Genomic DNA, 15,359 nt, shown 5'->3' with positions numbered 1-15,359 from the left:
CTGACCCAGACCGTTTCCGCCCCGAGCCTGGAGGAGCCCGTGCCGACGCGGGACGCGTATCGGCGTGACCGGGCCTATCTCGGCGTTGATCATATGCGCAACGAGCGGCGCACCTGGACAGTGGCGGCGATCTGCGCGGTGACGCTTGCGGCGCAGCTGGCGGGCGGCATCGTCTTCCATTCGATGGCGCTCACGGCAAGCGCGCTGCACGCGGCCGCCCACGTCGCGGCCATGTTGGTGGCCTCGGGCGCCTATGCCGTCGCCAGGCGTCAGGCTGGCAGCCCGAGGTTTGCGTTTGGCACCGGCAAGCTTGGCGACCTGGCCGGCTTCGCCAACGCCATCGTGCTGGCGATCACCGCCATCACGATCGCGGTGGAAAGCGCCCAGCGCCTGATCTCGCCGGAGACGGTCGAATATGGCTCGGCGCTGATTCTGGCGGTGGCCGGTCTGGCGGTGACCCTGGTCTGCGTGTGGTTGCTGCGGCCTCACGGCAAGGCGCATGATCTCAATATCGCCGCGGTCCATCTGCACCTGACCGCCGATGCAGCGGTGAGCTTGCTGGCGATCTTCGGTCTCGGCGCAGGGCGGGCCCTGGGCTGGGCATGGGCCGATCCGGCCGCGGGGCTGGTCGGCGCCTTCCTCGTGGCGCAATTTGCGGTGAGTTTGATCCGTCGGACCGCTGCAACGTTGCTTGATATGAACCCTTCCGCCGAGCTCACCGCCGAGATTCGCGCGCGGCTTGAGGCCGAAGGCGAGCGGGTGGCCGACCTGCATCTGTGGCGCCTCGGGCCAGGGCACAACGCCGCGGTGGCGGTCATCACCACCGCCGACCCCCTACCCGTCGAAGCCTATCACCACCGCCTGAAGGGCTTGGAGGGACTGAGCCACGTGACCGTGGAGGTGCGCCGTAGGGGTGACGACTTGGCTCATGGCCACGCCTGATGGCCAAATGGGGCGCCATGAAACCTGTGGCTCGGCCGCTGCGGCGCCGGCGCCGGCTGCTGCCTGCGAAACTGCTGGGCGCCGGGGGCTTGCTGCTCGTCCTGGCCCTGGTCGGGGGCTGGGTGGGTGTTACGCACCACGTCGGCTCGTCGAAGATCGCCTACACCAAGGGCGCTTCCACGCCGCTGGTCCACACCAGGCCGGTTCCAGCCGCCCCGGCTGAATTCCAGAGCGACCTCAACCGGCTGGCGGCGGCCTATCGCGAGCCTGTGGGCGTTGCGGTGAGCGACGTGACTGACGGCTGGACCGCCTCGGTGGCCGGCGACGAACGGTTCCCCCAACAGAGCGTCTCGAAGCTTTGGGTGGCGCTCGCAGTCCTGCAGGCTGTCGATCAGGGCCGCCTCAAGCTCGACCAGACCGTGGTGATGCTGCCGCAGGACAAGAGCGTTTTCTATCAGCCCCTCACCCGGCGAATTCGCGGACCGAGCGGCCTCTCTCTTCAGCTCGACGAGCTCCTGCGTCATGCCTTGGTCGAAAGCGACAACGCCGCGAACGACCGCTTGATCCGCGAAGTCGGCGGCCCGGAAGTCGTGACCCGGGTGATCGCCGAGAAGGGGCTTCACGGCGTGGCCGTCGGGGGCACCGAGCGCGACGTGCAGACGAGGACCGCCGGGCTCACGTGGCGACCGGAATATGGAGCTACCTGGATATTCAAACAGGCGCGCGCCAAGCTGCCGGACGAGGTCCGCGATCAGGCGCTGGCCGAATATCTCGCAGATCCGCCGGATGGAGCGACGCCTGATGGAATCGTCTCGGCGCTTGCGGCGCTGAAGCGCGGGGAGCTGCTCAGCCCGTCCTCGACCGACTTCATGCTCGGCCTGATGGGGGAGGCGGTGACGGGCCAGCTTCGGCTCAAGGCAGGCCTCGCGCCCGGCTGGAGCCTTGCCCATAAGACAGGCACCGGCCCGGATTGGAGAGGCGCGTCCGTTGGCATCAATGACGTGGGCCTGCTCACCGCCCCGGACGGACGCACCTACGCAGTCGCAGTGATGGTGCGTCAGACGCGCCAGGGACCGACGGCGAGGCATCAGCTCATGCAGCACGTCGCCCGGGCCGTGGAAGCGCAATGGCAGGCCGGCGACCATTCGAGGTCGCCGCTGCCGACGCTCGGCAGTCCGTCTGTGATGGCGGGCGGCTAAGTCCAGCAGGGCGCCAGGTCAGCCGGTGCTCGACGTCACGTGGCCCTTGACCAGCTTCAGGTGGATGGGGGTTCCGGTAATGTCCTTGGAGTCGACGCCTTTCTCGGGATCCTGCGGAAAGTTCTCGCAGAAGCTGATGGGCAGCGTGGGCGGCTTGCTCTGGCGCAGGCAAACCCTATCGCCCTTCGCCGTCCAACGGCCGGCAAGCGCATTACCGCGGCGACTGAGGCCGGTCCACGAGCCGTCGGGCTGCAGCCAGATCTTCTGGGACCGGCCATCCGGATAGATAGACATCACGGTATTGCCAAAGGCGGCGGCCACGCTGGAGGTGGGCTGCGCCCGCGCACTGGCCGCGAGCGTCAGGACCGCGAGGGCTGGGATCAGAAGGCGGGCTCCAGTCATGCCAAGCCTAACGCGCGAGCGGCCGGAACGTAGCCTTAGCTCGCATCAACGTCGGCGGCGCTAGCTGCGAAGCTCCGCCATCCGCGCGGGCTCACCGGTCAGCGAGCCTTCGATCCACGCCTCATCTCCACGCCAGCTATGAATCTGCTGGCAGGCCGGGCAGCGGAATGATCGCGGCGCAATGACCGTGGAAAGATCGAAGTCCTGGGTACGGTGGCCGGTCGGGACGTCCGTCCCGGTGGTCGGGCAACTTATGATGATCCTCGGCATGCAGCCGAAACGGGTGCGGACCGGGAAGGTTGCGCTTCCTCAAAGGCCGGGGGGCCGCCTGAAGCCGCCGAACTCCCTTTCCAGAAGGCGGGCGAATCCGATGGTTGTGTGATCCTCAAGGTAGGGCCCGATCACCTGCATGCCGATCGGCAGGCCCGCCAGGGTCTGGCCGATTGGGACCGCGGTCGCAGGCAGGTTTCCCAGCGACGCCAGGCCAGGCCAGGCGAGCTGGGCGAAGTAGGGTGTCTGAGCGCCATCAAGGGTCAGGGTCCGCTCGCCGGGGTCGCGGCTGTCGTGCGGATAAGCCGCCGTTCCGAAGGCCGGCGTCAGCACCACATCGATATCCTCAAATAGGTTCGCCCATTGGCGGCGTATCTCCACCTGGCGGTCGAGCATGGCCATCCACTCGGCCGCGGTGGTCTTGGGCGGCTCCGGCCCACGCATCGCCATGGCGGTGTTCAGGAGATCCATATATGCGCCATGCGCCTTGGCGAGGTCGGGGAGGAGGGCGCTCCCACGCGAGACGCGAGAGCCCAGGCCTTCGAGCCGGACCGCGATCGCCTCGATGGCCGACCGGACCTCGCTATCGACCTGCGCGGAGGGGTGCGCTGTGAGCACCATTATCCGGAAATCGGCCAGTCCGGCATGGCGGGCGGGGGGCAAGGCGAGCCGGTAGCCGCGCGCCTGCTCGGAGCTTGGCCCGGCCAGAACGCCAAGGGCGAGCGAGAGGTCGGCGGCGCTCCGGGCGAGCGGTCCGACCACGGACAGCGGCGGCGGCACACCGTCGGCTCCCATAGGAGCGTGGCCGCGAACCGGAATCAGTTCGAACGAGGGCTTGTGGCCAAAAACGCCGCAGAAGGCCGCGGGAACCCGGATCGAGCCTCCGATATCGGAGCCGAACTCCAGCGGGACCATACCCGCCGCCAGGGCCGCTGCGCTGCCCCCGGACGAACCGCCGGGCGTGCGCTCCAGGTCGAACGGATTCTTCGTGCGGCCGTAGATCGGATTGACGCTCTGCCAGTCGGCTAGAGAGACGGGAATGTTTGTCTTGCCCAGAATCACAGCGCCTGCGGCTTTCAGGCGGCTGACGCCGACCGAGTCGCCGGCTGCGACAAAGTCCTTGGCGAAGTCGAAGCCCCAGGTGGTCTTCAGCCCGGCGACGTTGTGGGATTCCTTGACCGTCATCGGCAGCCCCAGGAGAGGGCGACGCTCGCCACGGGCCAGGGCGGCGTCGGCGGCCCGGGCCGCGTCGCGCGCGCGGTCGAAGTCGCGCACGACCACGGCGTTGATGGGTCCGTCCCGCGCCTCGATCCGGGCGATGGCCTCGTCGGCCAGTTCCAGGGCGCTGACGCGACGGGCGGCCAAGGCTTCGACGATATCTGTCGCCGAGGCGTCCAGGGTGTCGCGGCTCAGGGTTTCGGACATGACGAATCTCCCTTCGACCCCGATGGGATCATCCGATGTCGCGCGAGTCCATGACCGCGATTGCTCGCCGGCTCAGCGGCGAGCTTCAGACCGCCTGAGTGCGGTGCGCACTGTCGACCGCCCAGATCTTCTCGATGTTGTAGAAGCCGCGGACCTCCGGGCGGAACAGGTGGATGATCACGTCCCCGGTGTCGATCAACACCCAGTCGCAGTGGGGCAGCCCTTCCACGCGGGCGCGGCCGTAGCCCTCGTCCTTCAGGGCGCGCAGCAGGTGGTCGGCCATGGCGCCGACATGGCGGTGCGAACGCCCGGAGGCGACCACCAGAGCGTCGGCGACGGCGGACTTGCCCTTAAGATCGATGAATACGACGTCCTGCGCCTTGTCGTCGTCGAGACGGGCCAGGATCATGTCCTCCAGGGCGCTGACGCGGGCCTGGACGTCACTGGAAGGCGAGGCGCCTTCCTGCGCACGGGGCGCAGCTTCACGGTTCAGCGGGTTGCTCCTTTGAATCCTCGCGAGAGCAACCCTAGCACGCGGAAGGGCGCGGGTCAGCCGTTCACGGCGCCGCGGCGCTTCATCCGCTCGCGAAGTGCGGTCGAGCTTTGGAAATTGAAGCGGCCGAACAGGAAGACCCAGGCCGGCGGCGCCATGTCGGCGAGCCGGATCGCCTGGGAGGACGGACGGCGAAAGCGGGCGAACCGGAGGGCGGCGGGCGAGAAGCGGCTCTTCAGCGAGATCCATGGCCGGGAGATCACAGCGACCGGGACTTCGCGCATGATCTGGGTCCATCCCCGCCAGCGGTGAAAACTCGCCAAACTGTCGGCGCCCATGATCCAGACGAACTTCACGCCGGGATAGCGGGCCTTCAGAGCGCGGACGGTGTCGATGGTGTAGGCGCTGCCCAGCCGGGTTTCGAGATCGGCGACCACCATGCCGGGGCCCTTGGCCAGCGCGCGAACACCGCACATACGCGCGGTCAGACCGGCGGTCTCGTGGCCGGATTTCAGGGGGTTCTGCGGCGAGACAAGCCAGATCACCCGATCGAGGTTGAGCCGACGCCGCGCCGTTTCGGCGACATGGGCGTGCCCCTCGTGAGCCGGGTTGAACGAGCCGCCATAGAGGCCCACGCGCATGCCCGGCCCAAGATGGAATCCGGGCCTGAGCGCGGCTGGGCGTCCCCCGTCAGGGACGCGTCTGGCCGGTCCCGCGGACCACATATTTGTAAGTTGTCAGCTGTTCCGCGCCGACCGGGCCGCGGGCGTGCAGGCGGTCTGTGGCGATGCCGATTTCCGCCCCGAACCCGAACTCACCGCCGTCGGCGAACTGCGTTGAAGCGTTGATCAGGACGATGGCGCTGTCGACCAGAACGGCGAAGCGCTCCGCGGCGATCGCGTCCTCTGCGACGATGGCGTCGGTATGAGCCGAGCCGTGGGCGGCGATGTGGGCCGCAGCGCCGTCGACGCCGTCGACGACGGCGACGCTCATGATCGGAGCCAGGTACTCGCGTCCCCAGTCCTCCTGCGTCGCCTCGGCCATGCCGGGAACCAGGGAGCGGGCGCGCGCGTCGCCGCGGAGCTCGCAGCCGGCCTCGCCGAGGGCCTCGGCGACCGGCGGCAGCAGGCGCTGCGCGTCAGCGGAATCGACCAAGAGGGTCTCTGCCGCCCCGCAGACCGAAACGCGGCGCAGCTTGGCGTTGACCGTGATGGCGATGGCTTTCTCGAGGTCGGCGCTGGCGTGGAGGAAGACGTGGTTGATCCCCTCCAGATGGCCGAGGACGGGAGCGCGGGCCTCGGCCTTCACACGGGCGACAAGGCTCTTGCCACCCCTGGGGATGATAAGGTCGACCGCGCCTTCGAGGCCGCCGAGGATCAGGCCGACGGCGGCGCGATCGGCGGTTCGCACGATCTGCACTGCGGTCTGCGGCAACCCGGCGGCGGCGAGGCCCTTGGCCACCGCGGCATGTATTGCAAGGTTCGAGGCTAGGCACTCCGAGCCGCCGCGCAGGATCGCTGCATTGCCGGAGCGAATGCAGAGTGCGGCGGCATCGGCGGTCACGTTGGGCCGGCTCTCGTAGATGATGGCGATCACACCAATCGGGGTGCGCACCCGGGCGATGTCGAGGCCGTTGGGACGGTCCCAGCGATCAAGCTCGCCGCCCAGCGGATCGGGAATGGCGGCGACGGTCTCGAGGCCCTTGGCCATGGCCTCGACGCGAGCCGCGTCCAGCAGCAGGCGGTCGATCATGGCCGGCGCCATGCCGGAGGCCTCGGCGTCGGCGACGTCCCGGGCGTTGGCGGCCAGGATTTCGGCGGCATCAGCGCGCACCGCCTCGGCCATGGCTACAATGGCGCGCGTGCGGCTGGCGGCGTCGGCCAGACGCAGGGTCGCCGCGGCCACGTGGGCCGCACGTCCTATCGCCCTCATCTGCGCCTGCAAGCTCGCGCCCCCGTCGTCCATCGGCGTCCCAAATGCTCAGACCAAGCCCTACCTAGCCGTTTTGTCACGGCATGGGCTAGGCCTTCCGCCACCCAGTCGCATCCAACCGCGGGGCCTTGGAGTCTGAGGGGCTACCCAGGGCTATAAAGTCCTCTGGATCGGGACTTTCCCCGATATGGCCCGGAACTCCACCCTCCTACAGTCCTGTCTCGCCGGGGAAACCTAGAGCAGTAGGAGGCGCCTGTGACGCAAGTAGGACCATGGGTCGGGGGTGTCATATTGGTGCTGTTGACGGGCGGGTGCGCGACTGAGGACTACGTGAACAAGCAGGTCGCGCCGGTGCAGGCTCAAGCCTCCGAGGCGCACGCCCAGGCTACAGAGGCGCAAGGCACGGCGGCGGAGGCGCTGGGTCGGGCCAACTCCGCGCACAAGCTGGCGGAAGGTAAGTTCCTCTTTGAGGAGGTCTTGTCAGATGACTCGGTGAAGTTCCCGTTGAACGGCAACGATCTCTCGCCGGAGGCCCGCAGCCGTCTCGACGAGATCGTGCAAAAGCTGAAGGCGGAGAACAAAAACGTCTATCTGGAAATCCAGGGCTTCACCGACTCCAGCGGGGACTCCAAGTATAACCACAAGCTTGGCGAGGCTCGCGCCGAAGCCGTCCGGCGCTATCTCCACCAGGGCGGCATTGCGCTCAATCGCATGGCGACCATCTCGTACGGCGAAGAAGATCCGGTCGCGCCCAACGACACCCCTGACGGACGGGCGCGCAATCGGCGGGTCGCGATCGTCGTCCTCGTCTAGCGAACCATGACGGATCGACTGGGCGCCACCGGCGGCGAGCCTTAGACGTCGAGCCGACGCGGCCCGGCGGCCGTCACACCTTTCCGCCCCGGTCGTCACCGAAGCCCCGCCTTTGGCCACGACGCGGACAATTCCGCACCCCGCATACAACCGCTCGTCCCTGAGCGATTGCGCATCAGCCATCGCCGAGGCCTCCCTTCGTCAAGGTTGCTGGCCATGGTCTTCCGGTCGTTAAGTCGGCAGGCAGGCTCTTCGCATCGACGCCCGCATCGCTTCCTTTTCGGGGAATTCGCCATGCTGAGACGCGATCTTTTGAAGGGCGCCGCGGTTCTGCCCTTGTCGGCGGGTCTCGCGCGTGGGTTACCCGCTCTCGCCGCCTCGCCGCGCCGACGCGTCCGGCCCGGGGAACCCGGCTGGCCCGACACGGCGCAATGGGCGGCATTGAGCAAAGCCGTCGGGGGGCGTCTGACCAAGGTCGAGCCGCCGTTCGCCGTCTGCGCAAAAGACCCTGATGGGGCCGCCTGCGCGGAACTCTTCAAGAACCTGCGCAACCCATTCTTCATCGGCGAGAGCGTCGCTCTGACCCAGACCCTTGGCTGGACGGACGCCTGGACCTCCAAGCCTAGTGAATACGCCGTCGCCGCGGAGACCAGCGCCGACGTCGCCGCCGCGGTGAAGTTTGCGTCCAAGCACAATCTCAGGCTGGTCGTGAAAGGCGGCGGCCACAGCTATCTCGGTGGCTCCAACGCACCGGACTCGCTGCTCATCTGGACCAAGCCGATGCGGGCTGTCGAAGTGCACCAGGCCTTCACTCCGCAAGGCTGCGCCGGCCGGGTCGCCCCGCAACCCGCGGTCAGCGTGGGGGCCGGGGCGATCTGGCTTGACGCCTACGAGGCGGTGACAACGAAGGCCGGTCGCTACGTGCAGGGCGGCGGGTGCACCACCGTAGGCGTGGCAGGCCTGGTCCAGGGCGGCGGCTTCGGAAGCTTTTCCAAGGGGTTCGGCACCGGCGCGGCAGGTCTGCTGGAAGCGGAGATCGTCACCGCCGATGGGGTCGTGCGCGTGGCCAACGCCTGCACAAATCCCGACCTCTTCTGGGCGCTCAAGGGTGGGGGCGGCGGGACTTTTGGAGTCGTCACGCGCCTGACCCTGCTCACCCATGACCTGCCGCCTTTCTTCGGTGCGGTGAACGCCGATATCACCGCCTCTTCGGACGCGGCCTACCGGGCCCTGGTCGAGCAACTGCTGACCTTTTATCGGACCAGCCTGATGAACCCGCACTGGGGAGAGCAGATCCGCTTCAGCCCGAAGCGCCGGTTATCCATCAGTATGGTCTTCCAGGGGCTGGACCAGGCCGGCGCGCAGGCGACGTGGCGGCCGTTCTTCGACTGGGTGTCGGCGCGAGCGGCCGACTACACGCTCTCCAAGCCCCAGGTCCTGGCCATTCCCGCCAAGCTGTTCTGGAACGGCGCACTGCTGAAGGCGGTCCCGGGCGTTGTTCGGAGCGACAACCGGCCAGGCGGCCGCAATGAGAATTTCTTCTGGGAAGGCGATGCCGGCCAGGTGGGCCAGGTCGTGCACACCTATCAATCGACCTGGCTGTCGCAGCAGTTGCTCGAACCGGCGAGGCAGCCGGCGCTGGTGGATGCCCTCATCCACGCGGGCGACGGCTGGAGCGTATCCTTGCACTGCAACAAGGGTCTGGCCGGCGCCCCTGCCGAGGCGCTCGCCCGGACCCGTGAAACAGCCATGAATCCTGCGGTCCTCGACGCCTTCGCCCTGGCGATCACCGGTGGTGAAGAACCGCCAGCCTACCCGGGAATCAAAGGTCACGAGCCCAACGACGGTGGCGGCCGGATCGCGGCCAAGGTGGTCCGCGCAGCGTGGGCCCCGTTGTCGGCGCTTCCTGCGAAGCCCGCCTCCTACCTCTCCGAGACCGACTACTTCGAGGCCGACTGGCAGGCGGCGTTCTGGGGCGATCACTACCCTCGCCTGAAAGAGATCAAGCGCCGCTATGATCCCGATGGCCTGTTCTTCGTCCATCATAGCGTCGGGAGCGAAACCTGGAGCCCTGACGGCTTCGCCCGCACAGGCTAGGCAAGGCGCGAGGCCCCGCCGAGCCTGCGCGGGGACCAAGGCCTCTTCGACCGTCAAGCTCGGGCGGACGGCCGCATCACTCGCCCGCCCGCCCGGCCTGTCACGAAGTTAGGTCAGTTGCGCGAGCCGACGAAAAGTCGGTGAGCCAGGTTCGGATGCGCTGTTGCGCGCACCCTCCGGGCCACGGTCGCGCCATCCATTGTGCCGAGGTAGTGGCAGTCACAGAGCAGGTAGTGCGCCTCCTCCTGGGACATCTCGAAGAACTGCCGGGCGTCGCCGAACGTGTCCCCGCCAAGTCCGGCGGCCTTGAGGACGGGGTCGGCGAAAGCCACGGAGATCGGCGTGTCGTCGTCACGAATCTGAGCGCGGTCCCGCTCCCGGATGAACTCGACCCTCGAAAGGGCCCTCAATCTCCGGTGAGGATCCCGCTCCAGCAACTCGGCCCATCGCTCGAGACGCTTGCGTCGCGACATGACCGGAGTTTCGACCAGCGTGAGGGCGGCCTCCGCGCCCACATGTTCAATCGGCTGATGTTTCATGCTCGCCTCCGAGCGGCATCTACGTCCCCTGTTTGGTCAACCCGGAACCCAGGCCAGAGGTCTCAGCCGGTCCCGAACACGTTTTCATGAGGCGAGCGATCGCGTCTTGGGGCGGCGCCGTCGATAAAATGGGACGCCGATCTCGCCCGACTCGCCCCCCGACCGCAGGAGACGCAAGAAGCACGCCCCCTCCTCGGAGTCGGCGAAAGCGCTCTGCCCAGGCGGCTCCCGCCGCCCCGAGGCCGTCGGCGCCTAGGTCTTCACAAACGGCAGGCTGGTGGTGGCGGGCTGGCCCATGGCCAGGAGGGCGTTGGCGACGGCGGGCGCGATCACCGGTGTGCCGGGCTCGCCGACGCCGCTCGGCGGGTCCGAAGAGGGAAGGATATAGGTCTCGACCGTCGGCGCCTCGTTGTGGCGGAGCACGCGGTAGCCGTCGAAGTTGTTCTGCTCCACCTGTCCGTCCTTGAGGGTGATCTTGCCGAACAGGGCCGCGGAGAGGCCATAGCAGGTGCCGCCCTCCATCTGGGCGGCGATCTGGTCGGGGGAGACGGCTGTACCGCAATCGATGGCGGTGACCACGCGACCGACGCGGGGCTCGCCATTGACCATCTTCACTTCGGCCACCTGGGCCACCACAGAGCCGAAGCTCTCGTGGACGGCGACGCCGCGGGTCCAGCCGGCCGGTGCGGGCGTGCCCCAGCCGGCCTTCTCTGCAGCGAGATTCAACACCGCCAGGTGCTGGTCGGCGCCGGCCTTGGTGTAGAGCGCGCGGCGATAGTCGACGGGGTCCTTCCCCGCCTTTTTCGCCAGTTGTTCGATCGTGTGCTCCATGACGAAAGCGTTGTGCGTCGCGCCCACGGAGCGCCACCAGAGCACCGGGATGCCGATGTCGGGTTGCATCGCCTGTACGTCGACCACCGGCGTCGCCTTCAGGTAGGGTGAATCCTTGCAGCCCTCCACCAGTGAGGCGTCGAGGCCGCCGCCGCCCATCGGTGAGCCCTTCTGCAGGGACGGTCCCACAATGCGGTGTCGCCAGGCTGCCGGATAGCCGTCCTTGTCTACTGTCACCCGAACGGCGTGATGGACCAGGGGGCGATAGTAGCCGGCGTGCATGTCGTCTTCGCGCGTCCAGACCAGCTTCACCGGCCGGCCCCCTCCCACGTGCTTGGCGATGTGGACGCACTCGGCGACGTAGTCCGACTGGAAGTTGGCGCGGCGGCCAAAACTGCCGCCGGCGAACAGGGTCTCGATCTCGATCGCGCCGGGCAGATTGCCTACGATCTTGGCGGTGTTGAGCTGATCGAGCGTCGGGATCTGCGAGCCGCTGAGCAGCTTGACCGAATGGCCGTTGACGATGGCCACGCAGTTCATCGGCTCCATGGTGGCGTGGGCCAGGAACGGAAAGTCGTAGGTGGTCTCAACGACCGCAGGGTCGGAGGCGGTCTTGGCCGCATCGCCGCGGCTCTCGACCGCCAGCCATTTCAGTTTGCTGTCGGCAGGCGCCTTGTCGGCGGCGAGCGCGGTCCACTCGGCGCGGAGTTGGTCAGTGCCACGTTTCTCGGCTTTCGAGTCGTCCCACTTCACCGCCAGAGCATCGCGCCCCTTGCGGGCGGCCCAGGTGTTCTGGGCGATCACCGCAACGCCGCTCGGAATCTGAACGACATCGACGACGCCCGGCGTCTGTCTGGCGGCCGTGGCGTCGAAAGAGGCCACCGTGGCGCCGAACTTCGGCGCGTGGGCCACCATGGCGGTCAGCATGTTCGGCAGTTGGACATCCTGAGTGAACCGGGCGGTCCCGGTGGACTTGGCCTGGCTGTCCTTGCGGCGAACTCGGTCGGTCCCAACCAGGGTGAAGGCCTTGGCGTCCTTCAGGGCCGGCTTCTGCGGCGGGGGAACCTTTGCGGCCGCAGTCAAAAGCTCGCCAAAATGCGCCTGCTTGCCGCTGGCCACGTGGCTCACGACCCCGTTGCGCACGGTGATGTCCTTCGCCGGTACGCCCCAAGTGGTCGCGGCGGCCTGCACAAACATGGCGCGGGCCGCCGAGCCGGCGTTGCGAAGCTGCATCCAGGAATTGGAGATCGCCGAGGACCCACCTGTGCCCTGCATCCCAAATCCGGTGTTGGCATAGGCCGAGGCGTTGGCCGGCGACTGCTCGACGCGCACCTTGTCCCAGTCGGCGTCCATCTCTTCGGCGGCGATCGCGGCCAGGCCGGCGTGGCTCCCCTGGCCAAACTCGATGTGCTTGGAGACGACGGTGACTGTCCCGTCGGGACCGACCTTGATGAACGGGCCGAAGGCGCCGAAGTCGTTTTTGGCGCCGAAAGCCATCACCTTGCCCAAACTGCTGGGCGAACAGCCGATAAGGAGCGCCCCGCCGGAGAGCGCCGCGCCGATCCCAAGCGCGTGGCGACGGGTTACCGCGACGGGATTACCGGTCTTGCGCATGTCCATGACGAACCTGTTCATGGCGCTCCCCCTCAGGTTTTCGCGGTTGCAGGCTTGGACACGGCCTGGCTGGAGGCGTCCTTGATGGCCGCATGGATGCGCTGGTAGGCGCCGCAGCGGCAGATGTTTCCGCTCATGGCTCCATCGATGTCGGCATCGGAAGGCCTGGGGATCCGGGCGAGTAGGGCGGCGGCGCTCATCAGCTGGCCGGATTGGCAGTAGCCGCACTGCGGCACGTCGTTCTTCACCCAGGCGATCTGCAGCGGGTGGTCGCCGCCGAGGCTCTCGACAGTGGAGATCTTCGACGCGGCCACGGCCAAGATCGGCGTGGAGCAGGAGCGAATCGGTTGCCCGTCAGCCAGCACCGTGCAGGCGCCGCACTGGGCGATGCCGCAGCCATACTTGGTTCCAGTCAGTCCCAACTCGTCGCGCAGCACCCACAGAAGCGGCGTGTCCGGCGCGGCCGTAACCTGCAGCGCCTTGCCATTGATATTGAGGGTGGTCGCCATGGAGAGGCTCCGCAAATCCTCCTATTATCCTAACGCTGTTCAGACTCTGCCGTAAATGCACGCCGTGGCGTGCCGCGGACGGCTCGGCTATTGAGGCGCGATGGACGCCTTTCCCGCCTTCTATCCTCTGTCGGGCGCCACCGTCGCGATCGCGGGCTCGGGAGAGGCGGCCGAGGCCAAGGCGCGGCTGTTTGCCGGCTCGCCGGCCACAATCCGGCGACTTGAGGGCGAGGCGGCGCTGAAGCCTGAGTCTTACGCCGGTGCGATCCTCGCCTTCATCGCCTCGCCGGATGACGCGTTCGCCGAGACCGCCGCGGGCGCGGCCCGGGCAGCGAACGTGCCGGTGAACGTGGTCGACCGCCCAGGGCTCTGCGACTTCACCACGCCAGCCGTCATCGACCGCGGTGAGGTGGTCGCCGCGATCGGCACGGGGGGCGCCTCGCCGATGTTGGCGACCCTGCTGCGTCATGACATCGAGACGCGGGTGCCCGAGGGCGCCGGACGTGTTGCGGCGCTGTTTGCAAGCCTGCAGGACGAGGTGCGCAAGGCGCTGCCGGAACCGCATCGCCGGCGCGCCTTCCTTCGGGCGGCGCTGACCAGCCCGGCGGCCGAGGCGGCCATGCGTGGTGACCAGGCGAGGGCATCGCAGCTGCTTCGCGCGGCTCTGGAGCGCGACGAACCGGGCGCGGGCATGGTGCAGTTCATAGACGCCCGTGGACCGGCTGATCTCCTGACCCTGCGCGCGGCCCGCGCTCTGGCCTCGGCCGATGTGCTGGCCTGCGACGCGGAGGCTCACGCCGAGGTGCTGGCGCTCGCCCGCCGCGATGCCGAGCGCACAGGTCCGCAGGCGCCGGAGCGCCTGGCCGAGCTTGCGGCTCGCGGCCTCCGGGTGGCGCGGCTCGTCACCGGCGCGGCCTGGCGCACCGAGCTCGTGCGGCTCGCCGAGGCTGGGGTGGAGACCGAGGTCCTCCCCATCGCTGTGTAGGGCCTCGCAGGCGGTGAAAGGGAATCGCCCGGTCTACCGGTTCAGCGGACGGTCCTTGGTCTCCGGGACCAGAAACAGGCAGGTCACCACCGAAATCGCCGTGAAGGCGAAGGGGTACCAAAGTCCCGAGTAGATGTTGCCGACCGCAGCGACGATGGCGAAAGCCGTGAAGGGGACGAAGCCGCCGATCCAGCCTGTCCCGATGTGATAGGGCAACGACATAGCCGTGTAGCGGATCCGGGTCGGGAAAAGCTCCACCAGGCAGGCCGCGATCGGCCCAAAGAGTGCGGTGGCGGCGACCACGAAGATGAGAAGGACACCAAAGGCGCCGGCCAGGTTCATTCGCGCGGGGTCGGCCTTTGTGGGGTAGCCGGCCCGCGCCAGTCCCTCCTTGATCCTTGCCTCGACGCTGGCCTTGACCGCCTTGGCCGCGTCCTTTGGCAGGTCGCGCGCGTCAAGGGACTCGATAGTCGCCATCCCCACCCGCACCATGGCCGACTGGCCAGGCGCGGCGGCCTCGTTGATGTAGGAAACGCCGGCGTTGGCGAGCACGCTCTTGGCGATGTCGCAGGAGGAGGCGAACGAGGCCTTGCCCACGGGGTCGAACTGCAGGGCGCAGTCCGCCGGGTCGGCGATGACGGTCGCGGGATTGCCGGCCGTAGCCTCGGCCAGGGCCGGGTTCAGGGTCCTGGTCAGCATGTGGAAACCGGGGAAGTAGGCGACCAGCATCAGCGTCATGCCGAAGAGCATCACCGGCTTGCGGCCGACCTTATCGGAGAGCCAGCCGAAGAAGACGTAACCCACGGCGCTGACGGCCGTCGCTCCCATCATCAAGCCGTTGATGATCGCCGGATCCACCCTCAGGAATTTCTCCATGAAGGTCTGGACGTAGAAGAAGGCGGTGTACCAGACCGCGCCCTGGGCGCACATGATGGCCACGAGGGCGATCAGCACGATCTTCAGGTTCTTCCACTGTCCGAACGCCTCGGCGTAGGGGGCGGTCGATCCCTTTCCCTCGGCCTTCATGGCCGCGAAGGCCGGGCTCTCGGAGAGCTTCAGACGCATGTAGATTGAGACCGCGAGCAGACCCGCGGAGACCAGGAACGGGATGCGCCAGCCCCAGGCGTCGAAGGCCGTCGGGCCGAACGCCTTGCCTAGGGTGACGCGCGTGGCGAGGATCACCAGCAGGGCGGCGAAGAGCCCGAAGGCCGCGGAAGTCTGGATCCAGCCGGTCGAGCGTCCGCGCGCGCCGGGCGGGGCGTGCTCGGCGACATAGATCGCAGCTCCGCCATATTCGCCGCCGAGCGC

At 68.0% G+C, this 15,359-nt stretch carries 14 protein-coding genes; 5 read left to right on the top strand and 9 right to left on the bottom strand.

The features are described from left to right. The first annotated feature begins 39 nt into the window (after positions 1 to 39). Together VGI62_RS09170 and bla are read left to right on the top strand one after the other, a co-directional pair. Positions 40 to 942, top strand: a complete 903-nt coding sequence (locus VGI62_RS09170; RefSeq protein WP_331504174.1) for a cation diffusion facilitator family transporter — start codon at positions 40 to 42, stop codon at positions 940 to 942. Positions 943 to 959: 17 nt separating this feature from the next. Further along, positions 960 to 2,141 (top strand): class A beta-lactamase, encoded by a 1,182-nt coding sequence (bla, locus tag VGI62_RS09165; RefSeq protein ID WP_331504173.1) that lies wholly within the window; start codon positions 960 to 962, stop codon positions 2,139 to 2,141. An 18-nt stretch (positions 2,142 to 2,159) separates the two neighbouring features. On the opposite strand, the gene VGI62_RS09160 is transcribed toward bla, so the two are convergent. The 5 genes from VGI62_RS09160 to VGI62_RS09140 all read right to left on the bottom strand — a co-directional run bounded on the left by VGI62_RS09160 (position 2,160) and on the right by VGI62_RS09140 (position 6,696). Further along, positions 2,160 to 2,543 (bottom strand): hypothetical protein, encoded by a 384-nt coding sequence (locus tag VGI62_RS09160; protein WP_331504172.1) that lies wholly within the window; start codon positions 2,541 to 2,543, stop codon positions 2,160 to 2,162. Between the two features lie 309 nt (positions 2,544 to 2,852). Next, positions 2,853 to 4,238 carry an amidase family protein gene (locus VGI62_RS09155; RefSeq protein WP_331504171.1) on the bottom strand — a complete coding sequence of 462 codons (1,386 nt, stop codon included), beginning with the start codon at positions 4,236 to 4,238 and terminating at the stop codon, positions 2,853 to 2,855. An 85-nt stretch (positions 4,239 to 4,323) separates the two neighbouring features. Then, a complete protein-coding gene (gene rsfS, locus VGI62_RS09150) occupies positions 4,324 to 4,749 on the bottom strand; it encodes a ribosome silencing factor (RefSeq protein WP_414695662.1) in 426 nt (141 codons plus the stop codon). Positions 4,750 to 4,787: 38 nt separating this feature from the next. Continuing rightward, on the bottom strand, positions 4,788 to 5,456 hold the full coding sequence (locus VGI62_RS09145) for a nicotinate-nucleotide adenylyltransferase (RefSeq protein ID WP_331504169.1): 669 nt from the start codon (positions 5,454 to 5,456) through the stop codon (positions 4,788 to 4,790). After that, positions 5,422 to 6,696: a glutamate-5-semialdehyde dehydrogenase gene (locus VGI62_RS09140; RefSeq protein WP_331504168.1), complete on the bottom strand. Its 1,275-nt coding sequence runs from the start codon at positions 6,694 to 6,696 to the stop codon at positions 5,422 to 5,424. Before VGI62_RS09140 ends, VGI62_RS09145 begins: the two co-directional genes overlap by 35 nt. A 222-nt stretch (positions 6,697 to 6,918) precedes the next feature. Between VGI62_RS09140 and VGI62_RS09135 the strand changes: the two genes are divergently transcribed. Both VGI62_RS09135 and VGI62_RS09130 read left to right on the top strand, forming a co-directional pair. Continuing rightward, positions 6,919 to 7,476, top strand: a complete 558-nt coding sequence (locus VGI62_RS09135) for an OmpA family protein (RefSeq protein ID WP_331504167.1) — start codon at positions 6,919 to 6,921, stop codon at positions 7,474 to 7,476. A 441-nt stretch (positions 7,477 to 7,917) separates the two neighbouring features. Further along, positions 7,918 to 9,573, top strand: coding sequence for an FAD-binding protein (locus VGI62_RS09130; protein ID WP_331504166.1), 1,656 nt, complete (start codon positions 7,918 to 7,920; stop codon positions 9,571 to 9,573). Positions 9,574 to 9,686: 113 nt separating this feature from the next. Here VGI62_RS09130 and VGI62_RS09125 read toward each other — a convergent pair whose 3' ends face one another. From VGI62_RS09125 to VGI62_RS09115, 3 genes are all read right to left on the bottom strand, one after another. Then, positions 9,687 to 10,112, bottom strand: a complete 426-nt coding sequence (locus VGI62_RS09125) for a hypothetical protein (protein ID WP_331504165.1) — start codon at positions 10,110 to 10,112, stop codon at positions 9,687 to 9,689. A 252-nt stretch (positions 10,113 to 10,364) separates the two neighbouring features. After that, complete coding sequence (locus VGI62_RS09120; protein WP_331504164.1) at positions 10,365 to 12,578, bottom strand: xanthine dehydrogenase family protein molybdopterin-binding subunit; 2,214 nt, start codon at positions 12,576 to 12,578, stop codon at positions 10,365 to 10,367. A gap of 11 nt (positions 12,579 to 12,589) precedes the next feature. Beyond that, positions 12,590 to 13,066 carry a (2Fe-2S)-binding protein gene (locus VGI62_RS09115; protein WP_331504163.1) on the bottom strand — a complete coding sequence of 159 codons (477 nt, stop codon included), beginning with the start codon at positions 13,064 to 13,066 and terminating at the stop codon, positions 12,590 to 12,592. Positions 13,067 to 13,166: 100 nt separating this feature from the next. On the opposite strand from VGI62_RS09115, the gene VGI62_RS09110 reads away from it, so the two are divergent. Then, positions 13,167 to 14,051 carry an NAD(P)-dependent oxidoreductase gene (locus VGI62_RS09110; protein WP_331504162.1) on the top strand — a complete coding sequence of 295 codons (885 nt, stop codon included), beginning with the start codon at positions 13,167 to 13,169 and terminating at the stop codon, positions 14,049 to 14,051. Between the two features lie 33 nt (positions 14,052 to 14,084). Here the strand turns inward: VGI62_RS09110 and VGI62_RS09105 are convergent. Next, positions 14,085 to 15,359, bottom strand: a 1,275-nt coding sequence (locus tag VGI62_RS09105) for an MFS transporter (protein WP_331504161.1), incomplete at its 5' end; no start/stop codon positions are given.

The organism is Phenylobacterium sp. (genome assembly GCF_036495085.1).
In the GTDB taxonomy this organism is placed as follows: domain Bacteria; phylum Pseudomonadota; class Alphaproteobacteria; order Caulobacterales; family Caulobacteraceae; genus Phenylobacterium.
The sequence above is the reverse complement of the archived record's forward strand: the minus strand, read 5'-3'. Positions and strand labels throughout refer to the sequence as shown.